The following is a 20,561-nucleotide window of genomic DNA, read 5'->3' as shown; positions in this document are numbered from 1 at the left end:
GTTGTCAGTAATTAAATGAATATATTTTTTTGTTCAAAATTCAATAAAAATTGCTCATCTTTTCTCATCTTTTTAATTAAATTGCCATGTGTTTTTTAATCAACAAAACTACCCAAGCTAAATTTTTTAAATAAGACGATGAACCAACGATAAGATTAATCATTAACGAAAATTCAATGCGAAACTTAAATCTAACACCCAAATTCATCCTTGTTGCACTAGCCTTTATATGCGTGTTAGGAGCGTGCAGCGACGATGTGGAAATCGATCCCGCTGTAGTCGAAATAAACCGTTTTGTTTCACAGAATATGAAAGACTTGTATTTGTGGAACACCGAAATGCCGGCTCTTAACCCGAAAACGCAACCCGATACCAAAGCTTTTTTTGATGAGCTTTTATACAAAAAAATAGATAGATGGTCATTTATTACAGATGATGTTGACGAGCTGGATAATTATTTTGCGGGTATCCGCAAAGAGTTGGGTTACTCGCTACGCGGTTATTATTTAAAAGAGGGCAGCGACCAGGTGGTTGCGTATGTTGAATATGTTGAGCCTGGTGGACCGGCCGATAGGGCAGGTGTAAAACGGGGCGATTTGATTATTAAAGTACAAGACGAGGATATTACCCCCGACAATTACAGTACCTTATTTTTTGCCGATAAGCTTACCATCGGCCTGGGGCTTATTACTGATAGTGGCCTGCGTGATTCACCTACTTCAATAACTTTCAATTCGGAAGTGCTTCAGGTCAACCCGATATTAAGCCATAATGTTTTTAATGTGGAGGGTAAACTTATAGCATACCTTGCTTTTACTGGTTTTATTGATGATTTTGACGATGAACTGCAGGCTGTTTTTGCTCATTTCAAAGCCGAGAGAGTGACTGATTTAATTTTAGATCTCCGATATAACGGTGGTGGGGCAGTTTCAACGGCTCGGCTATTGGCAAGTATGATATGCCCGGCTTCCTGTGCGGGCAAGTTGTTTTTACGATCGGCATACAATGAAGGACTGGAAGCCGCTATAAAGACGGAACTGCCGGATACCTATACGGATTTTTTTGAAGACTATTTTGAAGACAATGTAAATAACCTCGATTTGAGTAACCTGTATGTACTGACCACCCAGGGGACGGCTTCGGCCAGCGAAATGGTTATTTATAGTCTGTCGCCTTACATGAATGTGGTGCAAATTGGTGAACAAACACATGGTAAGTACTATGGGTCCACAACTATAAAAGATGAAAATAAAAAGCATACCTGGGCCATTCAGCCCATTATAATGCGAGCCGAAAATACCGACAACTCAATTGACTACGGACAGGGCCTCATCCCTGATATTAAAGTTAACGATGATTATACTTATCCACTGGGTACAACCGACGACTATTTAACTGCCATTGCAATACAAGAAATTACAGGAGCGCCCATGCCTACTGTACAATTAAAATCAGGGCGTATGGAGTATCTTAAACCTGCATCAAACTTACAATTTGAAGAACACCCGCTGAAGTACGAAATGCATTTCAATCAAAAGTAGAAGAATGGATTTGATTTTTTTGGGTTTTTTATGGCAGATATTAGTTTTTTTAAGTAAATTGTAAGGTTGTTTACTACTAAAAAATAGAATGTTATGCCGGAAATTCAAACAGATCCACCAAAAAAGTGATTTAAAGAAGAATAGATATGTGTTTTCATACCTATTCTTATTTTTAAAAAAGCATGAAATCTACGTTTTTGACGTTATTTTTAATTGTGACATTTTCGCTCGCAATGGCCCAAAGCAAAGGTGCTTATGTCGATAGCTTAAGAATTGAGCTAAATCGTAAGCCAGCCGGGAGTCTCAGCGATTCGGTAAAGTACGATATTTTGCATGCGATTTCTCTCCATTCAAAAGATCCGAAGGAAAAAATTACCTATGCACAGTTGGCATTTGAGCACGCTAAAATAAGTAACAATAAGGCATGGATGGCGTCTGCATGTTTTTTAGAAGCATACGGGCAGAGTTTAATAGGTGATACAAAAGGAGCCATTGAACTTTTATACCAAAGTAAAGAGTTGTATTCGGCTATAGGAAGCAAAGAAGGTGAGGCGGTATGTTTAGGCGAGCTGGCACGTTTGCATAAAAGAAACAGTGATTATCATAGTTCGGAGAAAACCTACAACGAGGCGATTCAACTCCTGCAATCATTACAAGATACTATAAAAATATCGGCGGCCTATCTTAATCTTGGCGAATTATACCGGGAAACAAAACGATTTAACAAAGCCCTGTATTATTTTCATATAGCAGAATCCCTGTATCAGTCCATCCCATATCCTTATGGTGTAGCCTACGCAAAAGGCAATGCCGGTTTGGCTTATGTGGGCTTAAATAAACCCGATAGTGCTAAAAGCAATCTAAATAGTTCAATTGGGATTCTAAAACCCTTGAACGATAATTACGCACTGTCCTCGTACCTTGACGGATTGGCCCAAATGTATCTGCACCATGAAGCCTACGATAGCGCCCAAATAATGGCGCAGAAAAGCTTAGATCTGGCTCTGCAGTATGGCCTAAAAGAACAGGTGCGCGATGCCAGTTTGCGCCTGTCGGATATTTACAGCCGGCTGAACGACTATAAAAGCGCATATGCTTTCCACAAGCAATACATTGCCTACGACGATAGTATTAACAACGAACAAAACATTCGCGATATAGCGAACCTGCGTGTTGGTTATGAAGTGTCGCAAAAACAAAAAGAAATTGATGTTCAGAAGGTTCAAGCCAAACGATATTTAACCATAGCCGTAGCTTTAATTTCGGTAATGACGCTATTGATTGTGTTGGTAATTGTAATGCTAAAAAATAATAAGGATAGAAATATAGCAAACCGGAAATTACAAGCACAGCACGATGAACTGGAATTGGCCAATGCAACCAAAAATAGGTTTTTTTCTATTTTATCGCATGATTTGCGTAGTCCCCTTGCTAATTTTTATAGTTATGCCAAAACAGTTGAAATGCTTATTGAGGATAACGAAACAGAAACACTCAAGGAAGTTAGCAGTGAATTGCGATCCGCATCGTATAACTTGCTTAGTTTATTGGATAACCTGTTGCAATGGGGAATAAACCAAATGAAGGCCAATCGGTATGTGCCCAAAGAAGTTAATTTAAAACAGGTGGTAGAGATGGAATTAGGACACTTGAAAAACATATCTACCAATAAGCATATTACGGTTGAGACAGTTATTCCTCAGGATATCACCTTATTTGTGGATGAGGTAAGCATTAGTGTAGCAATTCGTAATCTCATTAGCAATGCATTTAAGTTTACCTCTTCGGGTGGAACTATTCGTATAAATGCCAGCCAACAGAATGGGCAAACCGTATTTGCTGTTGCTGATACGGGCATAGGGATGAGTTTGCAACAAAAACAAAAGCTTTTTGATTTTAACCAGATAGACAGCACTTACGGTACACAAAACGAAAAAGGTGTGGGGCTGGGCTTGCAATTGGTTCATGAGTTTATAAAAAAGAGCGGAGCTGCCATAGTGGTTAAAAGTAGCGCAGGGCATGGTACTACTTTTATAATTACCTTTCCGGCCAGATAAGTTAACCAAAAAAAATCCCCGCACTACGATAGGGCGGGGATTCCTTTATGAAGAGTTTCTTACATTCTTCTTTTTTCTTTGATACGGGCTTTTTTACCGGTACGCTCACGTAGATAGTAAATACGTTTTCTACGCACTTTACCGCGTCGGTTAACCTCAATCGATTCGATAAAAGGTGATTCAACCGGAAAAATCCTCTCCACCCCTTGGTTTCCAGACATCTTCCGTACGGTTACCATTTTAGTGGAACCGGTACCTTTAATCTGAATAACTACACCTCTGAAAATTTGGATACGCTCCTTGTTTCCCTCTCTAATTTTGTACGATACAGAGATGGTGTCTCCTGCCCCAAAAGATGGTTTTTCCTTTGATTCAGTTTTAAATGCGTCTTCGGCAACTTTAAGTAAATCCATTTTTTTAAAATATCTTTGCATTTAACAAATACATGCAATATTACGTGAACCACTTGTTCAATAAGAGATTACATGTAGATTAATAATAATCGGGCGCAAAGATAAGGTTTTGTTTTGTTTTACAACAAATTATCCGCTGTTTTTTGAAACTAAAAAGTGCTTGAGTACGTATAAACATATACATCGTAACATGCAAAAAGTAGAGTGCTTAAAATACCTGACGGCGCCGAAGCTTTTTATACTTTCTTAAAAATAATATCATCTCCGGTGCGGTACAGGTCACAAACATTGACTTTTAACCATTTAAACCTGGAGCCATGATACCACGTAAATCTACACAAGCAGATTTAGAGCATAAACGCTCTATGTTTTTCCAAATTGGTCTTGTTATCAGTTTAGCTATTGTATTATTTATGATGGAACTAAACTTTAAGACCAGGGATGTAAATCAGTCATTAATCGATACGGGCTTTCGTACCGAAGAGGAAATGGTGCCTATTACCCGTCAGGAGCTTAAAACGCCTCCTCCACCTCCCCCTAAAAAGATAATGGCCACCGACATTATCAGCATAGTGGATGATGATGTGGAACTTGACGAAGAATTGGAGTTGTTCGATAGTGAAACAGATCAGGATCAGGAAATTAAATTAATTGAAATTCCTGTAAACCTGGAAGAAGAAGTGGAGGAAGAAGCACCAATTTTTATAGTAGTAGAAGAGATGCCCATATTCCGACCCCAGCTATGCGCTACCCCCGAAGAGGGTAACAGGGAGTTGATGAAGTTTGTTAGTCAGGCCATACGCTATCCGGTTATTGCTGCCGAAAACGGCATCCAAGGACGTGTTTACGTAACTTTTGTAGTATCGCCCAATGGAAGTGTTACCGACGTTCAGGTAAGCAGGGGAGTAGATGCCGCACTCGACAAGGAGGCTATACGGGTAGTACAGGAACTGCCCGAATTTTCTCCCGGCAAACAAAGGGGCAAACCGGTGCGAGTGCAATATTCTATCCCCATAAATTTTATTTTACAATAATTAAAACTCGCTCGTAAAATGGAATTCTATATCCGTAAAATTTTGTTGGGCAAGTTGTAGCATATAGGACGAATCGGCCAAAAATACATCACGCCCCTGCTTGTCCTTAGCCATATACTGTGCCTTGCGTAATTTAAAATCTGCCAACTCGGTTGTGTTTTCCGAACGTATCCAGCAAGCTTTATAAAGGTTTATTGGTTCGTATCGACATTTAGCATTGTACTCGTGGCTTAAGCGATGCTCAATCACCTCAAACTGGAGTGCCCCTACCGTCCCAATTATTTTTCGCCCATTAAACTGACTGGTAAATAGCTGTGCCACACCTTCATCCATCAGCTGATCTATTCCCTTGTTCAGCTGCTTTGTTTTCATGGGGTCGGCGTTTTCAATATATCTGAACAGCTCAGGCGAAAAGCTGGGCAAACCTTTAAAGTTTATTTTTTCGCCTTCGGTAAGGGTATCGCCAATGATAAAATTCCCTGAATCTGGTAAGCCCACGATATCGCCGGGATAGGCTTCGTCGATAACCGATTTTTTTTCGGCCATAAATGCGGTGGGGCTCGAAAATTTATAATTTTTTCCCTGTCGCACATGCAGGTAGTTTTTGTTGCGCTCAAACTTACCCGAACAAATTTTTACAAAGGCAATGCGGTTACGATGGTTGGGATCCATGTTGGCATGTATTTTAAATACAAAGCCGGTGAATTTATCTTCATTGGGTTCTATTGTTCGTGTGGTGGTTTCAGATGGTTGTGGTGTTGGGGCTATTTGTATAAAACAGTTTAAAAGTTCGTTTACTCCAAAGTTGTTAAGAGCACTCCCAAAGAAAACCGGAGCAAGCTCACCTTTTAGATATTTTTGGGTCTCAAATTGAGGATATACCCCCTCCATCAATTCTATTTCTTCCCGAAGTAACTGCGCCGGATCTTCTCCGATTATATTATCCAGCTCCGGATTTTTTACATCGTCGATAGCCAAGGATTCCTGCACAGTGGGTTTATTGGCCTCAAAAAGGTTCAGGCTATTTTCAAATACATTATATACCCCCTGAAAAGACGGTCCGTTACCAATAGGCCAGCTCAATGGGCGTACCTGTATCTTCAGTTCATCTTCTACTTCTTCCAGCAGGTCGAAGGGGTCTTTGCTCGGGCGATCCATTTTATTGATGAAAACCATTACCGGCGTGTTACGCATACGGCACACTTCCATCAGCTTACGAGTTTGATTCTCTACCCCTTTGGCGGCATCAATTACAATAATAACGCTATCCACTGCCGTTAAGGTTCTAAAGGTGTCTTCGGCAAAATCCTGGTGGCCCGGGGTATCCAGAATGTTTATTTTATGATCATTATATTCAAATCCCATTACAGAGGTTGCCACCGAAATACCACGCTGTTTTTCTATTTCCATAAAGTCGGAAGTAGCCGTTTTTTTTATCTTATTTGATTTAACGGCGCCTGCAACATGTATAGCACCTCCAAAAAGAAGTAGCTTTTCGGTCAGTGTGGTTTTTCCGGCATCGGGGTGGCTAATTATGGCGAAGGTTCTTCGGCGTTGTATCTCTTGTGTAAAGCCCATAACATCATTTTGTAAAAACGAGCGCAAAGGTAAGCATTGTATCTAATAATTGCAGGTTTTAGGCTTGTATTTATTTTTAAATATAAGTATTGATGTTTTTTGTTAAAATGACTAACAATTATATATTTGCCGTCAATGTGCCAAAATTGTTGACGGAGAATTTTGTGTTTTGTCTTTTTTTATTTCCACAACTTAAAAATCTGTCATTAAAGCGCTGTTTGTTAGGTGCTTGTGGTGTTGGTTGTGTTTTTTTTGTAACCATTTTTGTAGGAGAACGTACAAAACACTGTCTTTGACCAACGAATTGAAAACCGGTGCAAAAAGCTTTAATACTATTAGGGATAAAAAAAATTAGAATAAAGGTTAATAAGCAAGAACTACCAATATGGCGAAAGAAAAATATGTATTCGATCCCGATACCTTAATGTATGTTCGGGTTGATACAGGGTTTAAGCAAGTTATAAAAAGATTATTTCCATACATGTTGGCAGGTGGGGTAGTTGGTCTGATGGCCTTTGCGGTTCTGGCTTTTGGATCGTACACAACACCCAAAGAAAAACTGCAGGCTCAACTTATAAATAAATTGAAGGTAAATCAAAAGGTGCTGAATGAAAGAATAAATGAAGCAAGTAGCACCTTACAGCATTTGGTTGCATTAGACGACAGCTTGTACAGAACCATGTTAGGCGAAAATGCGCTGAGCCGTTCCATACGGCAGGCAGGAACCGGTGGTACCAATAAATACGAGAATCTGGAAAGAAACAATACGCCCGAAGGCATTATTAAATCATTTAAAGAGCTGGACAAACTGGTGGCGAAAATGAATGTTCAGGAAAACTCTTACGAAGAACTTTTTAAAAAGAGTATGGCAAATATGGATCGTTTACAACATCTGCCTGCTATCATACCTGTGGCCAACTGGGACTTAAAAAGAATAGGATCAGGATTCAATCCCCGTAGGTTTCATCCTATATTGAACCGATGGAGGCCTCACAAAGGAATTGATTTGGTGGCCAATACAGGTACCGATATATATGCCTCAGCAGACGGTAGGGTAAAAAGTGTGAGATACTCAGATAGCTTTGGAAAAATGGTGAAAATTGATCACGGCTATGGTTTGGTAAGCCTGTATGCCCATATGAATAGTCAAAAGGTTAAAGTGGGCGACCACGTTAAAAGGGGGCAGGTGATTGGCGAGGTAGGAAGTACCGGCCTGTCGGCTGGCCCGCACCTTCATTACGAAATTCACCTGCATGGTGTTGAGGTTGATCCGGTAAAATATTTTTTCAAAGATTTAAGTCCGCAGGAATATAAAGCTGTTGTAGCACAGGCGCAAAGCATCGATTTTTGTATGGAATAAATTTAGAATTAAAACCATAAAAAAAAAGGAATCCTACTCAGGATTCCTTTTTTTTTATGGTGAACTATGGTGTTTTTTACAACGCCATGATGTTAACTTTCAAGGTAAACTCATCGTAGATCATTTTATCGCCCAGGTTGTCGAAAAATGATTTTGAACCGTAGCGTACATCGTATTTGGAACGGTCAACTGTTAGCTCGGTAGTGTAAGTGTTATCATTTCGTGTTACTTCAAATTCAACGGGGTGAGTAGTTCCTTTGATGGTTAAATCCCCTTTTACCTTAGCTACATTGTTGGAAAACGGGCTGCTATCGGTAATGTTAAGCTTAGCCGTGGGATGTTTCTCTACGCCAAAAAAATCGTCCGATTTTAAATGATTTACCAGCTTATTCCTGTATTCATCACTCTCGATGTCGTTGTTGGTGATGGATTTCATGTCAATAATAAAAGTTCCTGCTGTTATTCGGTTGTCTTTTACTGTAAAACTACCTTCTTTTAGTTGTATTTCACCATCATGTTCGCCGGTAACTTTTTTACCATGCCATTTTATTGTTGCATTATCTGCATCTAAATTATAGCTTTGCGCGTTGACACCTGATAAGGCCAATATTAAGAAAGCGGCCAGTACGAATTTAATTTTTTTCATAATTTAAAATTTTATTATCCCAATTTTTATGCTATGTTATGCGTAATAATTTATTACGCATATTACCTCTATTAAATATTTTTTTAATGAGGAAGTTTGTATTACAACAACAAATCTGGTAAAATGTTTTTCGTTACCATTTACCTAAGGTGTGTAAGCCACAGTTTAAATAAGTGTTAAATTGTAAATAATAAGGGTTAAATATTTTTAATTAGAAAAAAATATAGGCAATTTTGCAGCCGCTTTTAAAAAGTACTTCTAAAAATTTTATATAAAAATTGTATTATGATTAAAAGTCCACTTCAAATTGCTCGTGAGAGCTATAACCCTAAGTTGCCTGAGGCACTGAAAGGTACGGTAAAAATTGTTGAGGGAAATAAAACTGAATCTGTAGCCGATCAAGGCGATATATCCAAGCTTTTTCCTAATACTTACGGAATGCCTATTTTGAGTTTTGAAGCAGGAGAATCGGCTGCTACGGACAAAGCCATAAGTGTAGGTGTAATATTATCAGGAGGACAGGCGCCAGGGGGGCATAATGTTATTTCAGGTATCTATGATGGTTTAAAAAAGTTGAATCCGGCAAACAAAGTGTATGGCTTTTTGGGTGGACCCGGAGGATTGGTCAACAATGAATACAGCGAACTGACAGATGATGTTATCGATCATTACAGAAATACCGGAGGATTCGATATTATTGGTTCCGGCAGAACAAAATTAGAAGAAGAAGCTCAGTTTGATAAAGGACTGGAAAATTGCAAGGCACTGGGAATTAATGCCCTTGTAATTATTGGTGGGGATGACTCAAATACAAATGCTTGTGTGTTGGCTGAATATTTCCTTCAAAAAAAGTCGGGTGTGCAGGTTATCGGTGTGCCTAAGACTATTGATGGCGATCTTAAAAACGAAATGATAGAAACCTCGTTTGGCTTTGATACGGCATGTAAAGTGTATAGCGAGCTGATTGGTAATATTCAGCGCGATGCCAATTCGGCAAAAAAATATTGGCATTTTATTAAGCTGATGGGACGTTCTGCTTCGCATATCGCCCTGGAGTGCGCATTACAAACCCAACCTAATGTAACCATTATCTCAGAGGAGGTAGAGGCTAATAATATGACCCTGGGAGAGGTGATCGATCACATTTCAGAGGTGGTTGTAAATCGTGCAGCCAATGGCGAAAATTTTGGAACCGTGCTGATTCCGGAGGGCTTGGTTGAATTTATGCCTGCCATGAAAAAACTGATTTCGGAGCTTAATGATATCTTGGCTCATAATGAAGTGGCAGTGAGCACGATGGAGACAAATAAAGAACGAAGGGAATTTGTGGTAAAAAAGCTATCGGCAGATATGGCCGAGGTATTCCGCAGCTTGCCCAATTCTTTTGCCAATCAGTTGATGTTGGATCGTGATCCCCACGGTAACGTGCAGGTGTCGATGATTGAAACGGAGAAACTTTTGATAGACATGGTGAAAGCCAAGCTCAAAAAAATGAAAAAAGCAGGCGAGTACAAAGGCAAGTTTTCTGCGCAAGGTCACTTTTTTGGCTACGAAGGTCGTTGTGCAGCGCCCTCTAATTTTGATGCAGATTACTGTTATTCGTTAGGATATACAGCTTCAGTATTGATTGCCGCCGGAAAATCAGGTTATATGGCATCGGTACGTAACTTAACAGCACCGGCAAGCGAATGGATTGCCGGAGGGGTGCCAATTACCATGATGATGAACATGGAGCGCCGCCATGGTGCTATGAAACCCGTAATACAAAAAGCATTGGTTCGTTTAGATGGAGCCCCGTTTAATGCACTCAAACGACAGCGCGACGAGTGGGCAGCGAACACCATGTACGTGTACCCCGGGCCTATTCAATATTTTGGTCCTTCCGAAGTATGCGATATGCCCACCAAAACCTTATTGGAAGAAAGCAAATAATTTTTCCCGTAGAAATACATATAAAAAAACCCGCACTTGCAAGTGCGGGTTTTTTTATATGTATTTAAGCTAAACTAATTTTTTTTACCGATTGTATTTGTTTTATTTGTAAATACTATTGTTTCCGTTTTATAAAGCATACAAAAAAGCAACCTTGAATAGTCTTTTTTCTGACTATTTGGTATTTGGGTGTTCAATTAAATAAATCTTTGATGTCTAAGATTATCACTTTATCCGAAGCCGCCTCCATAGCTTTGCATGGCATGGTTTTAATTGCAAAGTCGGATAAAAAGCTCAATGTAAATCAAATATCCGAGACCATCGATAGCTCTCGGCATCATGTAGCAAAGGTGTTTCAACGTTTGGCTAAGGAAAATTTTGTGTCCTCTAACCGTGGCCCTAATGGAGGGTTTGTAATGAAAAAGGAACCTAAGGATGTAACGCTACTCGAGTTGTATGAGGTGATAGAAGGACCAGTGGAGGTGCAGGGCTGTCCCAGTAACAAGGAAAAATGTCCTTTTAACAAGTGTATTATGGGCGACCTGGCAACGGCCTTGGCCTGCGAATTCAAAGATTTTCTGGGTCGTCAGACTTTAGCCGACTATGTATAGTGGCTAAAGCAGCGATGAACGCAATTATTTAATGGTATTATTTACATCATATTAACGATATTTACCGTTGCGCAAGCTATCAATGCGGCAGTTTCGGTACGTAAACGTTCTTCTCCAAGGCTTATCGCACGGCATCCCCTTTCCAGCGCTAGTTTAATTTCGTCCTTCGTAAAGTCGCCTTCAGGGCCAATTAAAATCAAAACATTGCTATTTGGCGTGTAGGCAGTTTTTAATAACTCTTTCGAGCTGTCTTCGCAATGGGCAATAAAACCATTGTTAGATTCCGTTAAGGATACGATAAAATCTTTGTATCGGGTAGCTTTATTAAGCACAGGCACATATGCTTTAAGCGATTGTTTGGCGGCTGCTACAATTACTTTTTCTAACCTTTCGTGTTTAATCACCTTTCTTTCTGAGTGATCACAGATAATGGGGGTGATGTTGTCTATTCCTATCTCGGTCGCCTTTTCCAGAAACCACTCAAAGCGTTCGATATTTTTTGTTGGTGCTACAGCCATATGAATGGAATAGCTGCGTGGTTCCGTAGTTTGGGTGTCGATAATGTTTAAAACACATTTTTTTGGATTGGCCTCAGTGATACTTGCTGTACACACAGAGCCTCTGCCATCCATCACACGCACTATGTCGCCTTGCTTATGCCGTAATACCCGAATACAGTGTTTTGATTCGTTCGGGGATAAAGAATAACCGTTACTTAAAAAATGAGGCTCGTAAAAAAGATGCATCCTAACAATGTTTTTTTGATAAGCAAATATAATTGTTTTGATATCACTTAGACCCTAATAGTAAAACTAAATACTGAACCTTTTTTGAGTTCCGACTCTACCCATATGGATCCTCCCAGGAGGTGAACGAGACTGCGTGTTATAGACAAGCCAAGCCCGGTTCCCGAGGGCAGGGTTTGTGTGTTGTTGGCCTGCCTGAAGCGTTCAAAAATAATTTTTTGGTCTTCTGATGTTATGCCCTGACCGGTATCCGAAACAATAAAGGTGAGTAAGCCATTGTGAGTGGGGTGATATTTTAAAACAATACCTCCTTTGTTTGTAAACTTTACCGCATTGGATATTAAATTCAACAGGATTTGTTCAAGCCTGTAGGGGTCAGAATTAATAAATACGGCGCCTTGATCTGTTGCGTTGACCAAACTTAGCGTAATGTTTTTTTTGCGGGTCTTAATTAATGTTTTTCCTGCATACATAACGTTTGTAAGTAGTTTATTTAGGTCAAAACGTTCCTTGCGGATGGTAAGCTGCCCAGATTCGATTCTCGAAAAATCAACGATGTCGTTAATAATGTTCAATAAATTCTCGCCACTATTTTTAATCTGCGATAGATAATCTTTAATTTCTGAGGGACTTAGGTTGTAGTTTATCAATATATCTGAGAAACCAAGTATAGCGTTCATGGGTGTGCGTATTTCATGGCTCATATTGGCCAAAAAAGAGGATTTTAAGCGATCGCTTTCCTCCGCTTTTTCTTTAGCTATTTTCAGCTGCCTTTCAAACTCTTTTCGCGACGATATATCCTTGGTAATGCCGGTGATGCGAACGGGCGCATTATTTATGTCATATTCTGTTACTTTACCTTGAATAGAGAAATAGCGAAAGGAGCCATCTTGCATACGCATGGGAAGCTCTAGTTTTAATACAGGAGTATCGCCATTGAGGTGGAGTAAAAAGGCTTTCTCCATCTTTGGTACATCCGCTGCTCTGAACTGTTTATGCCAATTGTCGAAGTCTAAGGCTAAGTCCTTTGTGGATTGGTACCCCAGCAATAAAGCATAATTTTTGCTGTACACTATTTTACGAGTTGGTAGCTGTATGTCCCACATCCCCTCGTTGGCTCCATTCAGTGCTAGTTCCAGACGCTCCTCACTCTCCAAAAGCTTCCGTTCAATGCTTTGCCGCTTTGCGATGTTTCGTATCAAAACGATTATAATAACAAGCAATAGTATAAGTGCACCTAAAAAGAAGGCGAATTGTTTATTGTAACGGATGTAAAATGGTATTTGTTTGTTTATGAATGTGGTGTGTTTGGGTAGTTGGCCGGAGTTAAGGTGGTATTTATTTAAAATGTTGTAATCAAAGGTAGCATGATACGAAGTGGCCATTAAATCGGGAAAGTGCAGATGTGGTTTGTCTATTCTATTTGTTAGAAGTTCTGCTGCCTTATAACCTTGCCTGAAACCTGAAATAACACTACCTCCGGTGATGAAATCATCTAACAAAAAATCCCAAAAACTATATATTGGGATTTCAATATCTTTAAAAAGTTCCGAACTTATATTTTTTATGCTGACAGGGACATCATCTATTTTAGAATATAAGCTCAAAAGTATAATAGCTTTGTTCTCAGGTGATAATTGTTTCAGTTTATCCTTAATCTTCCTATAGTCGCTTCCGTCCAGTATTTTGCAGGGGATTTTTGCATTGTATTGCTTCAATTCTTCATCAAAACGACTCCGAAAAAAAAATCCGGATAAGGTATTATCAGTGATAACAATAAGCGAATCGGTATTTGGCTGCAAAGAATAAAGGAGGTCTAAAGTTCTTTTTACATCTATATCTTCCCTTATGCCCTTAATTCTTTGTGTGTTATACTGATAATTGTCGATGTTATTGACACCACAAAACGTAACAGGTATGTTTTTGCCCCAAATATTGTCGCCCTCCTTTAAATAAAACTCAAAAGCGTAGTTGTCGGAGCAAATGATGCCATCAATATTTATTTTGCTGTAGGCATTCTTGTACAGGTTTACCAGCTCCGAAAAATGCGTTCCACCTTCAAAGCGTTTCGAGTCAAGGTACTCTACAAATAACTCGGCTTTATTATTTGGTACAATGGCATCTCTAACGCCTCGGGTTACATCATCCGTCCATTGATATCCCACGTGATAGGAGTTAAGTAATAGGATATTTTTGTCACCTTTTTCTTGTGCCTGCACCACAACAAAGGTTGTTAAATAAATAATATAGCTAAAAAATAACCTCATGGATTATAAATTAAAAAACTTTTGTTTTTAAAGTTAAAAAAATGCTCCGGACTACACATTCAGGGTACGAAAAAAAATAAAAGGATTCTTTGGCTCAGCCTTTTATGTCACTAAACGCTGACTTTTATCATGTCATGACCAGTGTAAACAATGACTAATTTCATTAAATTAAGCAGGTATTCTTTTGTAAATTTGTAAGAGTGCAGTAATCAGATGTAATACTGCCATCTTAAAAAATGAAAATTATTTTACTATAAAAATTTAAAGTTATGCCTAAAGGGATATTCAGAGTACCTACAGCCAAAAATGAGACGGTATTGAGCTATGCACCCGGATCGCAAGAAAGAAAAGAGCTGGAAGCACAATTAAAGGCTTTTAAACAGCACGAAGTGGACATCCCCATGTATATAGGCGGACAGGAAATCAGAACCGGGAATAAGATTTCGATGCATCCCCCGCATAATACCAAGCATTGTTTGGGGTATTATCACCAAGGCGACGAAACGCATGTTTACAAAGCTATTGATGCCGCTTTAACCGCCAAGAAAAAATGGGCCGACTTGAGCTGGGAACATCGGGCATCTATATTTTTAAAAGCGGCCGAATTGGTGGCAGGCCCGTACCGGCAAAAGCTGAACGCAGCTACTATTTTAGGGCAATCGAAAAATGCTTACCAGGCCGAGATAGATTCGGCCTGCGAACTGGCCGATTTTTTACGTTTTAATGTGCAATATATGTGCGATGTATATGCCCAGCAACCGGAGTCGTCGCCGGGCATATGGAATAGGGTGGAGCACCGTCCCTTAGAAGGCTTTGTATTTGCCCTTACCCCCTTTAATTTCACCGCCATTGCCGGTAACTTGCCAACGGCACCTGCCATGATGGGCAACACCGTTGTTTGGAAACCTTCGAAATCGGCCGTTTACTCTGCAAAGGTTTTGATGGAGGTATTTATGGAGGCGGGTGTGCCTGCCGGAGTTATCAATTTGGTTTACGCATCAGGTCCCGTTATGGCAAAAGTTGTTTTTGGACATCCTGAGTTTGCCGGTATTCATTTTACAGGATCCACCGGTGTATTCCAAAGTATGTGGAAAACCATAGGCGCCAATATCGAAAAGTATAAATCGTATCCGCGTATTGTAGGCGAAACGGGTGGTAAGGATTACATCCTGGCGCATAAATCGTGCGATGCCAAAGCGGTAGCCACAGCAATTGTACGTGGAGGTTTTGAATACCAGGGGCAAAAGTGCTCGGCTGCCTCGAGGGTTTACATTCCCCAAAGTCGTTGGGACGAGATAAAAACTTATGTGGGTAATCAGTTGTCAGAAATAAAGGTTGGCGACCCGGAAGATTTCTCCAATTTTGTTAATGCAGTCATCGACGAGGCGTCCTTCGATAAACTTGCTGCTGCAATTGATGAGGCTAAAGCAAGCAAAGAGGCTCAGGTTATTTTTGGTGGTAATTATGATAAGACGGAAGGTTATTTTATTGAACCCACCATCATACAAACAACAAATCCTAAATATATTACCATGCAGGAGGAGCTGTTTGGGCCTGTACTCACCTTGTATGTTTACGAGGACAATAAGTTTGAAGAAACAATGGATATACTGGACAGTACTTCTGTTTATGCACTTACCGGAGCTATATTTTCGCAGGATAGGTATGCCGCCGAATTAGCTACCCAAAGGTTGGTAAATACAGCAGGTAATTTTTATATTAACGACAAGCCAACGGGCGCAGTAGTGGGTCAGCAACCTTTTGGTGGAGCCAGAGGTTCGGGTACCAACGACAAGGCCGGATCGGCTATTAACTTGATGCGTTGGGTAAGCCCGCGTACTATCAAGGAAACCTTTGTTCCGGCACACGATTACAAATATCCTTTTTTAGGATAACATAAAAGAGTAGTGCTTTGTGCAGGGGCGAATATTTACACGTTGTAAGTATTCGCCCCTGCAAGTAATTGGTGTTTTTTTGCAGCTATTGCGCTATAATACGCCTATTCCTTTACCACTAAATCGCTTACCTTTACTCCGGCATAAAGCAAACAAATGGTAACAGACACTAGTATGAACAACTTCTGAATATTCCAAAAAAATCTGTCCCCGGCCAATATAAAACGTTTGCTCCAGTTCAGTACACGAAAAAATTATAATATATTTTTTTGTTACGGACGCAACCTTAGTATAAATCTTACATCTTGTTTTAAACTTTATCCTATGTTTATGTTTTGAGTTGGAGTGGTAAAGGTTTAACTTTGAAACAACAAGGATATTTTAATGAGCGTGAAGAACCTTACCGAAATTATAAAACAATGCCAAAGGAATAATTCCAAAGCGCAAAAAACTTTGTACCAGAAGTTTTCGCCTTGGCTGTTCGGTGTGTGCTTGCAGTATTGTAAGGATAGGACGGATGCTGAGGATAATTTACAGGACGGTTTTATCAAGATTTTTACTAACATCGATAAATTTAGGTTCGAAGGTTCTTTTGAAGGTTGGATGCGAAGGATAATGGTAAATACGATTATAGAATCTTTCCGGAAAAAAAATCCGGTATATCTGGTCGATTCCATGGAAACCTATCAGATAGAAGATGAAGAAAGTACAGATGACGTTCCGCTACATTCTTCCAGGGAGCTGCTCCAAATAATAGAGTCGTTGCCACCAAAGTATAAGCTGGTATTTAACCTTTATGCACTCGAGGGTTTATCCCATCAGGAAATATCCGAAATGCTGGATATATCCGTAGGCACCTCAAAGTCGAATTTGTCGCGTGCCCGTAAGATTTTAAAACAGAAGCTATCTTTGAAAAAAGACAGCAAAACGCAAACAGCTTGAAGAAAAAAACGGCACGGAAGGAGTAAATAGTTAATTTTAATACGGTAGAAAATGTACCAGTACTGAATGCAAAAACTTTGCTTATTTAATTAACGAAGCGGTTGGCAACAAAAACCAAATACCAATGAAAATAACAAACATGGAGCTGCATCCGATCTTAAAAATATAATTATCTACGGATGAAAAAAAACAATAATATAGACCGTATTTTTTCCGAAGGCCTGGCCAACTATTCCGAAACGCCTCCTGCTTTTGTATGGGAGGCAATAGGTGAGGGAATGCAAGGAGCCAAGGGAACTAAGAAAGCACTGATTATATGGCGGAGTCTGGCTGCCGCCGCTGTGATTGGACTTGTGTTTTTGGGAGGCCTGTTTTGGCATAACATAAACAAAAGTAACGCAATAGCCGATGCTGATTTGCAACAGGTAGGTTCGCTTGAGCACTTATCGGAGGATGAAAATAAGGGAGCATATAAATATAAGGGGGCTGGCAACAGTAAAGCGGATATGGCTAATGATGCTATGCGCAACGGACAAACCCAAACCGGGCTAAACGAAAGCAAGCCGTACGAAATTGTCGATAAGTCCCGGTTTGACAATGTGGTACAGGCCAATCCTGCAAGTGCATTAGCCTCAGTAACTAGCGCAAAAATATTGACTGCCGAAGAGAACATAGTTGCAGGGGAGGGAGGTAATGCTTCAGATAGTCAGCAGTATGCGGCAGTAGATAACAACTCCGTTTATACAAATAGGAGGGGTACGGGGTATGAAATTGAAAACAGCAATACCCCAGTGCTTCAAAAAATAGACGAACATGCAGATTTTAGACTGGCCGATTACAAGGGGGTTGATGCCAATCGGATTTTTAAGGATAAAAATAAGGCTGCATTAAAAGCTGGTACCATCAATAGTTTAATGCAGGCTTTCGATAAGCAAATATCTTCTCCTGAAACAGAGAAAAGGGCTTTGCAGTTTGCCTTGGGAGGTCAGTTTTCGCCCAGCTATTCGTATCGTGAAACAGGATCGTCTGGTGCTTCCGGCAGGTCTGCTGTCAACGAAGACGGTATCGTGTCGTACACGGGAGGGATAAACCTGAATGTAAAAACACGGAAAAGATGGGAAATAGAAACCGGGGTGTATTATTCGCAGGTGGGACAAAAGTTTAGCAACCCGCTGATTGGTCACCCGGACAAAATGTTTTTATCTGCCGGATCGGATGCGGGTGTCCAAAGCAAAAAACCCAATCTGCAAAACTCCTTGGGCAATATTGCCTTAGATCCTTCATCTCAAAAGGAATTAGTAAAAGAAGTAGCTATCACTAATGGAGCTTTCCGTTTAAATTCGGACAACCTTGGCTATTCACCAAATCAAGTGGACGCCATAACAGTACAGCAAGAGTTGGATTACATTGAGGTGCCTTTACTTTTGCGTTACAATCTGATCGATAATTTAGTGGGGCTGTCGGTGTCGGGCGGAATGAGTGCCAATTTTTTGATTGATAACAATGCCTACCGGGTAGAAAACAGCTCAAAAGATAGGATCGGAGAAACGCAGGGTATCAACGAAATAAGTTATAGTGCCATATTTGGTATGGGGTTGCGTACCCCCATATTTAAATCGCTCGATTTTAACCTGGAGCCCAGGCTAAGGTATTTTATGAATTCGGTAAGTGATAGTCCCGGAAGTAGTTATAAACCTTATTCAATTGGAATTTATACCGGGGTAAGCTATCGTTTTTAACAATATTCGTGTTCGCCATAACGGATATTTAGTGCATCTAAGAAAATTCGGATATTTTTGTGTGGCTCGATAAAAAACGCCAAAGACAAGCGTAACGCAGTATTTGGCGTTTTCTTATAGCCACTATTTACCATTATTCGTTTTAATACATTACTTTTGGTAAACACTTTTTGGTAAAAATACAGCTATGTTTTTAAAAATCTACGAAGAAAATCCTAATCCGAAAGATATAAGGGAAGTGGCCGAAGCCTTACGTAAAGGTGCCATCGTTATTTATCCTACCGACACCATTTATGGTATTGGTTGCGATATAAATAATGCAAGGGCTGTGGAAATGATTGCCCGCATAAAAAATATCAACTTGAAAAAAGACCACCTGTCATTTGTTTGTTACGATTTGAGCCAAATAGCTGAATATACTAAAAGTTTGGATAACAGTACTTTTAAGGTAATGAAGAGGAATCTGCCGGGACCATTTACTTTTATCGTGAACGCCAACTCCAATGTGCCTAAGCTTTTTAAAAACAACAAAAAAACGGTGGGCATAAGAGTGCCCGATAACAATATTATCCGGGAGCTCGTTAAGGAATTGGGTAACCCTATTTTAAGTACATCGGTACACGATGACGATGAGATAATAGAATATACCACCGATCCTGAACTTATTTACGAAAAATACCAGCATATGGTGGATATAGTTATCGATGGTGGATACGGCGATAATAAACCCTCTACTATTGTGGACTGCACCGGTGGTGGTTTTGATATACTTAGGCAGGGAAAGGGCGAGCTGGAGTTTTAAAAAAGAAGAAGTCCTTACTTCTCCCCAAAATGGGGGAGAGATAGATCGTGAAGGCCCTTACGAGGTATTCGGGTGGGACGATAGGAATGGTTGTTTTTTATCATTTAAGCGTTCGCATCACCTATCTCAAACCTATTATATGTTTCAAACTTCCATATTTCAAGCACCTTATTTATGGAAAGTTCGTAAGGCTTGTAATCGCGGTTGGTAGACACCAGCAACAGGCTTTGTTTTTTTTGTAGTTGCTTGTACAGCAACTTAAATACGATACCCTCGTCGCGGGTTACCACGATGCAAGGGGTTCCGTCCTTTATTTCTTCCCAGTTTTCGAGATACGAACAAGTTACCCACGCCCCCTCAGGTACGGGAAGCATCGAGTCGCCACGGATTTGGAAAGTACGGTAGGTTTTATCCTTGGGTAAAAAAGGCAGCGAAAATCTCTCCAGCGAGCCTATAAAATCCAAATCGCCATAGCTGTTGGTGTAACCGGCTTGTGCTTTCAGAGGTACTATTTCAATATTTTCATCCCCCTGGCTATCCACCGAAATAGTGAGCAGGCGTAACTTTTTACCTGTTACGTCCACATCAAAACCATCTTCTATTTGCGTAAGCTGAAATTCTGACAGAGCCTGCAAATTGTACCGTAACAGGGCATCGATAGAAAGATGGAAGTATTCGGCAAATCTGATGAGTACCTTAAATGGCGGCTGAACATTTTTTTCGTAACCGGCCAGGGTAGTCCGCGTAAGTTCCAGTTGAGCTGCCAGATCGGCCTGAGACAATTTGCGCCGTTTACGTAAAAATTTAATATTGTCGGGGAAGTACATGATGTATGTTTTGTAATTTATGTTTCTGTGTTCGGACAGCTTGTTTATTGACAAACAAGAAAAGCGATTTGTACATCGGGTAACAATATATTTACCAATCTTTAATTTTTGCCTGAATAAACGTTTCTATCTTTTTAGGGATAAAAGAATGCTGCTATTTGGATTCACCAT

16 protein-coding genes are annotated in these 20,561 nt (G+C 40.0%); 10 read left to right on the top strand and 6 right to left on the bottom strand.

All coding sequences use genetic code 11. From position 1 onward, the window contains the following. Positions 1-176: 176 nt before the first annotated feature. Positions 177-1,541, top strand: coding sequence for a S41 family peptidase (locus FN809_RS11980; protein WP_142533769.1), 1,365 nt, complete (start codon positions 177-179; stop codon positions 1,539-1,541). 182 nt (positions 1,542-1,723) lie between these two features. Next, on the top strand, positions 1,724-3,598 hold the full coding sequence (locus tag FN809_RS11975) for a tetratricopeptide repeat-containing sensor histidine kinase (RefSeq protein WP_142533768.1): 1,875 nt from the start codon (positions 1,724-1,726) through the stop codon (positions 3,596-3,598). 59 nt (positions 3,599-3,657) lie between these two features. Here FN809_RS11975 and rplS read toward each other — a convergent pair whose 3' ends face one another. Further along, positions 3,658-4,011, bottom strand: coding sequence for a 50S ribosomal protein L19 (gene rplS / locus FN809_RS11970; RefSeq protein WP_142533767.1), 354 nt, complete (start codon positions 4,009-4,011; stop codon positions 3,658-3,660). Between the two features lie 317 nt (positions 4,012-4,328). On the opposite strand from rplS, the gene FN809_RS11965 reads away from it, so the two are divergent. Further along, on the top strand, positions 4,329-5,045 hold the full coding sequence (locus tag FN809_RS11965) for an energy transducer TonB (RefSeq protein ID WP_142533766.1): 717 nt from the start codon (positions 4,329-4,331) through the stop codon (positions 5,043-5,045). On the opposite strand, the gene FN809_RS11960 is transcribed toward FN809_RS11965, so the two are convergent. Continuing rightward, positions 5,046-6,623: a peptide chain release factor 3 gene (locus FN809_RS11960; RefSeq protein ID WP_142533765.1), complete on the bottom strand. Its 1,578-nt coding sequence runs from the start codon at positions 6,621-6,623 to the stop codon at positions 5,046-5,048. It lies immediately after the preceding gene. Positions 6,624-7,008: 385 nt separating this feature from the next. Between FN809_RS11960 and FN809_RS11955 the strand changes: the two genes are divergently transcribed. Next, positions 7,009-7,983 (top strand): M23 family metallopeptidase, encoded by a 975-nt coding sequence (locus tag FN809_RS11955; protein ID WP_142533764.1) that lies wholly within the window; start codon positions 7,009-7,011, stop codon positions 7,981-7,983. Between the two features lie 76 nt (positions 7,984-8,059). Here the strand turns inward: FN809_RS11955 and FN809_RS11950 are convergent, their stop codons facing one another. Beyond that, positions 8,060-8,629, bottom strand: a complete 570-nt coding sequence (locus tag FN809_RS11950; protein WP_142533763.1) for a YceI family protein — start codon at positions 8,627-8,629, stop codon at positions 8,060-8,062. Positions 8,630-8,914: 285 nt separating this feature from the next. Here FN809_RS11950 and FN809_RS11945 point away from each other — a divergent pair, with 285 nt between their 5' ends. Together FN809_RS11945 and FN809_RS11940 are read left to right on the top strand one after the other, a co-directional pair. Continuing rightward, a complete protein-coding gene (locus FN809_RS11945; protein WP_142533762.1) occupies positions 8,915-10,561 on the top strand; it encodes a diphosphate--fructose-6-phosphate 1-phosphotransferase in 1,647 nt (548 codons plus the stop codon). 212 nt (positions 10,562-10,773) lie between these two features. Continuing rightward, on the top strand, positions 10,774-11,172 hold the full coding sequence (locus FN809_RS11940) for an RrF2 family transcriptional regulator (protein WP_142533761.1): 399 nt from the start codon (positions 10,774-10,776) through the stop codon (positions 11,170-11,172). A 41-nt stretch (positions 11,173-11,213) separates the two neighbouring features. Here the strand turns inward: FN809_RS11940 and FN809_RS11935 are convergent, their stop codons facing one another. Together FN809_RS11935 and FN809_RS11930 are read right to left on the bottom strand one after the other, a co-directional pair. After that, positions 11,214-11,918, bottom strand: coding sequence for a 16S rRNA (uracil(1498)-N(3))-methyltransferase (locus FN809_RS11935; RefSeq protein ID WP_142533760.1), 705 nt, complete (start codon positions 11,916-11,918; stop codon positions 11,214-11,216). A gap of 47 nt (positions 11,919-11,965) precedes the next feature. Further along, the gene (locus FN809_RS11930; RefSeq protein WP_142533759.1) at positions 11,966-14,185 is read right to left on the bottom strand and encodes a sensor histidine kinase; all 2,220 of its coding nucleotides are present in this window, start codon (positions 14,183-14,185) and stop codon (positions 11,966-11,968) included. Between the two features lie 269 nt (positions 14,186-14,454). On the opposite strand from FN809_RS11930, the gene pruA reads away from it, so the two are divergent. The 4 genes from pruA (at position 14,455) to FN809_RS11910 (ending at position 19,563) form a co-directional block, all read left to right on the top strand. After that, a complete protein-coding gene (pruA, locus tag FN809_RS11925; protein ID WP_142533758.1) occupies positions 14,455-16,080 on the top strand; it encodes an L-glutamate gamma-semialdehyde dehydrogenase in 1,626 nt (541 codons plus the stop codon). Between the two features lie 384 nt (positions 16,081-16,464). Beyond that, the gene (locus FN809_RS11920) at positions 16,465-17,022 is read left to right on the top strand and encodes an RNA polymerase sigma factor (RefSeq protein WP_142533757.1); all 558 of its coding nucleotides are present in this window, start codon (positions 16,465-16,467) and stop codon (positions 17,020-17,022) included. A 179-nt stretch (positions 17,023-17,201) separates the two neighbouring features. Next, entirely contained in the window at positions 17,202-18,761 is a 1,560-nt protein-coding gene (locus tag FN809_RS11915) for an outer membrane beta-barrel protein (protein WP_142533756.1), read from the top strand. Positions 18,762-18,948: 187 nt separating this feature from the next. Further along, positions 18,949-19,563 carry an L-threonylcarbamoyladenylate synthase gene (locus tag FN809_RS11910; RefSeq protein ID WP_142533755.1) on the top strand — a complete coding sequence of 205 codons (615 nt, stop codon included), beginning with the start codon at positions 18,949-18,951 and terminating at the stop codon, positions 19,561-19,563. Between the two features lie 104 nt (positions 19,564-19,667). Here the strand turns inward: FN809_RS11910 and FN809_RS11905 are convergent, their stop codons facing one another. After that, positions 19,668-20,390: an XRE family transcriptional regulator gene (locus FN809_RS11905; protein ID WP_142533754.1), complete on the bottom strand. Its 723-nt coding sequence runs from the start codon at positions 20,388-20,390 to the stop codon at positions 19,668-19,670. Between the last annotated feature and the right edge of the window lie 171 nt (positions 20,391-20,561).

Origin of the sequence: Saccharicrinis carchari, from assembly GCF_900182605.1 — a bacterium.
Lineage (GTDB): Bacteria > Bacteroidota > Bacteroidia > Bacteroidales > Marinilabiliaceae > Saccharicrinis > Saccharicrinis carchari.
This window is presented reverse-complemented; position numbering and strand designations above follow the sequence as displayed.

Bases quoted from the DNA above. Each gene is read 5' to 3' on its own strand.
- FN809_RS11935 (WP_142533760.1), bottom strand. From the start codon at position 11,918: ATGCATCTTTTTTACGAGCCTCATTTTTTAAGTAACGGTTATTCTTTA.
- FN809_RS11965 (WP_142533766.1), top strand. From the start codon at position 4,329: ATGATACCACGTAAATCTACACAAGCAGATTTAGAGCATAAACGCTCT.
- FN809_RS11940 (WP_142533761.1), top strand. From the start codon at position 10,774: ATGTCTAAGATTATCACTTTATCCGAAGCCGCCTCCATAGCTTTGCAT.
- FN809_RS11930 (WP_142533759.1), bottom strand. From the start codon at position 14,185: ATGAGGTTATTTTTTAGCTATATTATTTATTTAACAACCTTTGTTGTG.
- FN809_RS11945 (WP_142533762.1), top strand. From the start codon at position 8,915: ATGATTAAAAGTCCACTTCAAATTGCTCGTGAGAGCTATAACCCTAAG.
- FN809_RS11915 (WP_142533756.1), top strand. From the start codon at position 17,202: ATGAAAAAAAACAATAATATAGACCGTATTTTTTCCGAAGGCCTGGCC.
- FN809_RS11950 (WP_142533763.1), bottom strand. From the start codon at position 8,629: ATGAAAAAAATTAAATTCGTACTGGCCGCTTTCTTAATATTGGCCTTA.
- FN809_RS11975 (WP_142533768.1), top strand. From the start codon at position 1,724: ATGAAATCTACGTTTTTGACGTTATTTTTAATTGTGACATTTTCGCTC.
- pruA (WP_142533758.1), top strand. From the start codon at position 14,455: ATGCCTAAAGGGATATTCAGAGTACCTACAGCCAAAAATGAGACGGTA.
- FN809_RS11960 (WP_142533765.1), bottom strand. From the start codon at position 6,623: ATGGGCTTTACACAAGAGATACAACGCCGAAGAACCTTCGCCATAATT.
- FN809_RS11905 (WP_142533754.1), bottom strand. From the start codon at position 20,390: ATGTACTTCCCCGACAATATTAAATTTTTACGTAAACGGCGCAAATTG.
- FN809_RS11910 (WP_142533755.1), top strand. From the start codon at position 18,949: ATGTTTTTAAAAATCTACGAAGAAAATCCTAATCCGAAAGATATAAGG.
- FN809_RS11955 (WP_142533764.1), top strand. From the start codon at position 7,009: ATGGCGAAAGAAAAATATGTATTCGATCCCGATACCTTAATGTATGTT.
- rplS (WP_142533767.1), bottom strand. From the start codon at position 4,011: ATGGATTTACTTAAAGTTGCCGAAGACGCATTTAAAACTGAATCAAAG.
- FN809_RS11980 (WP_142533769.1), top strand. From the start codon at position 177: ATGCGAAACTTAAATCTAACACCCAAATTCATCCTTGTTGCACTAGCC.
- FN809_RS11920 (WP_142533757.1), top strand. From the start codon at position 16,465: ATGAGCGTGAAGAACCTTACCGAAATTATAAAACAATGCCAAAGGAAT.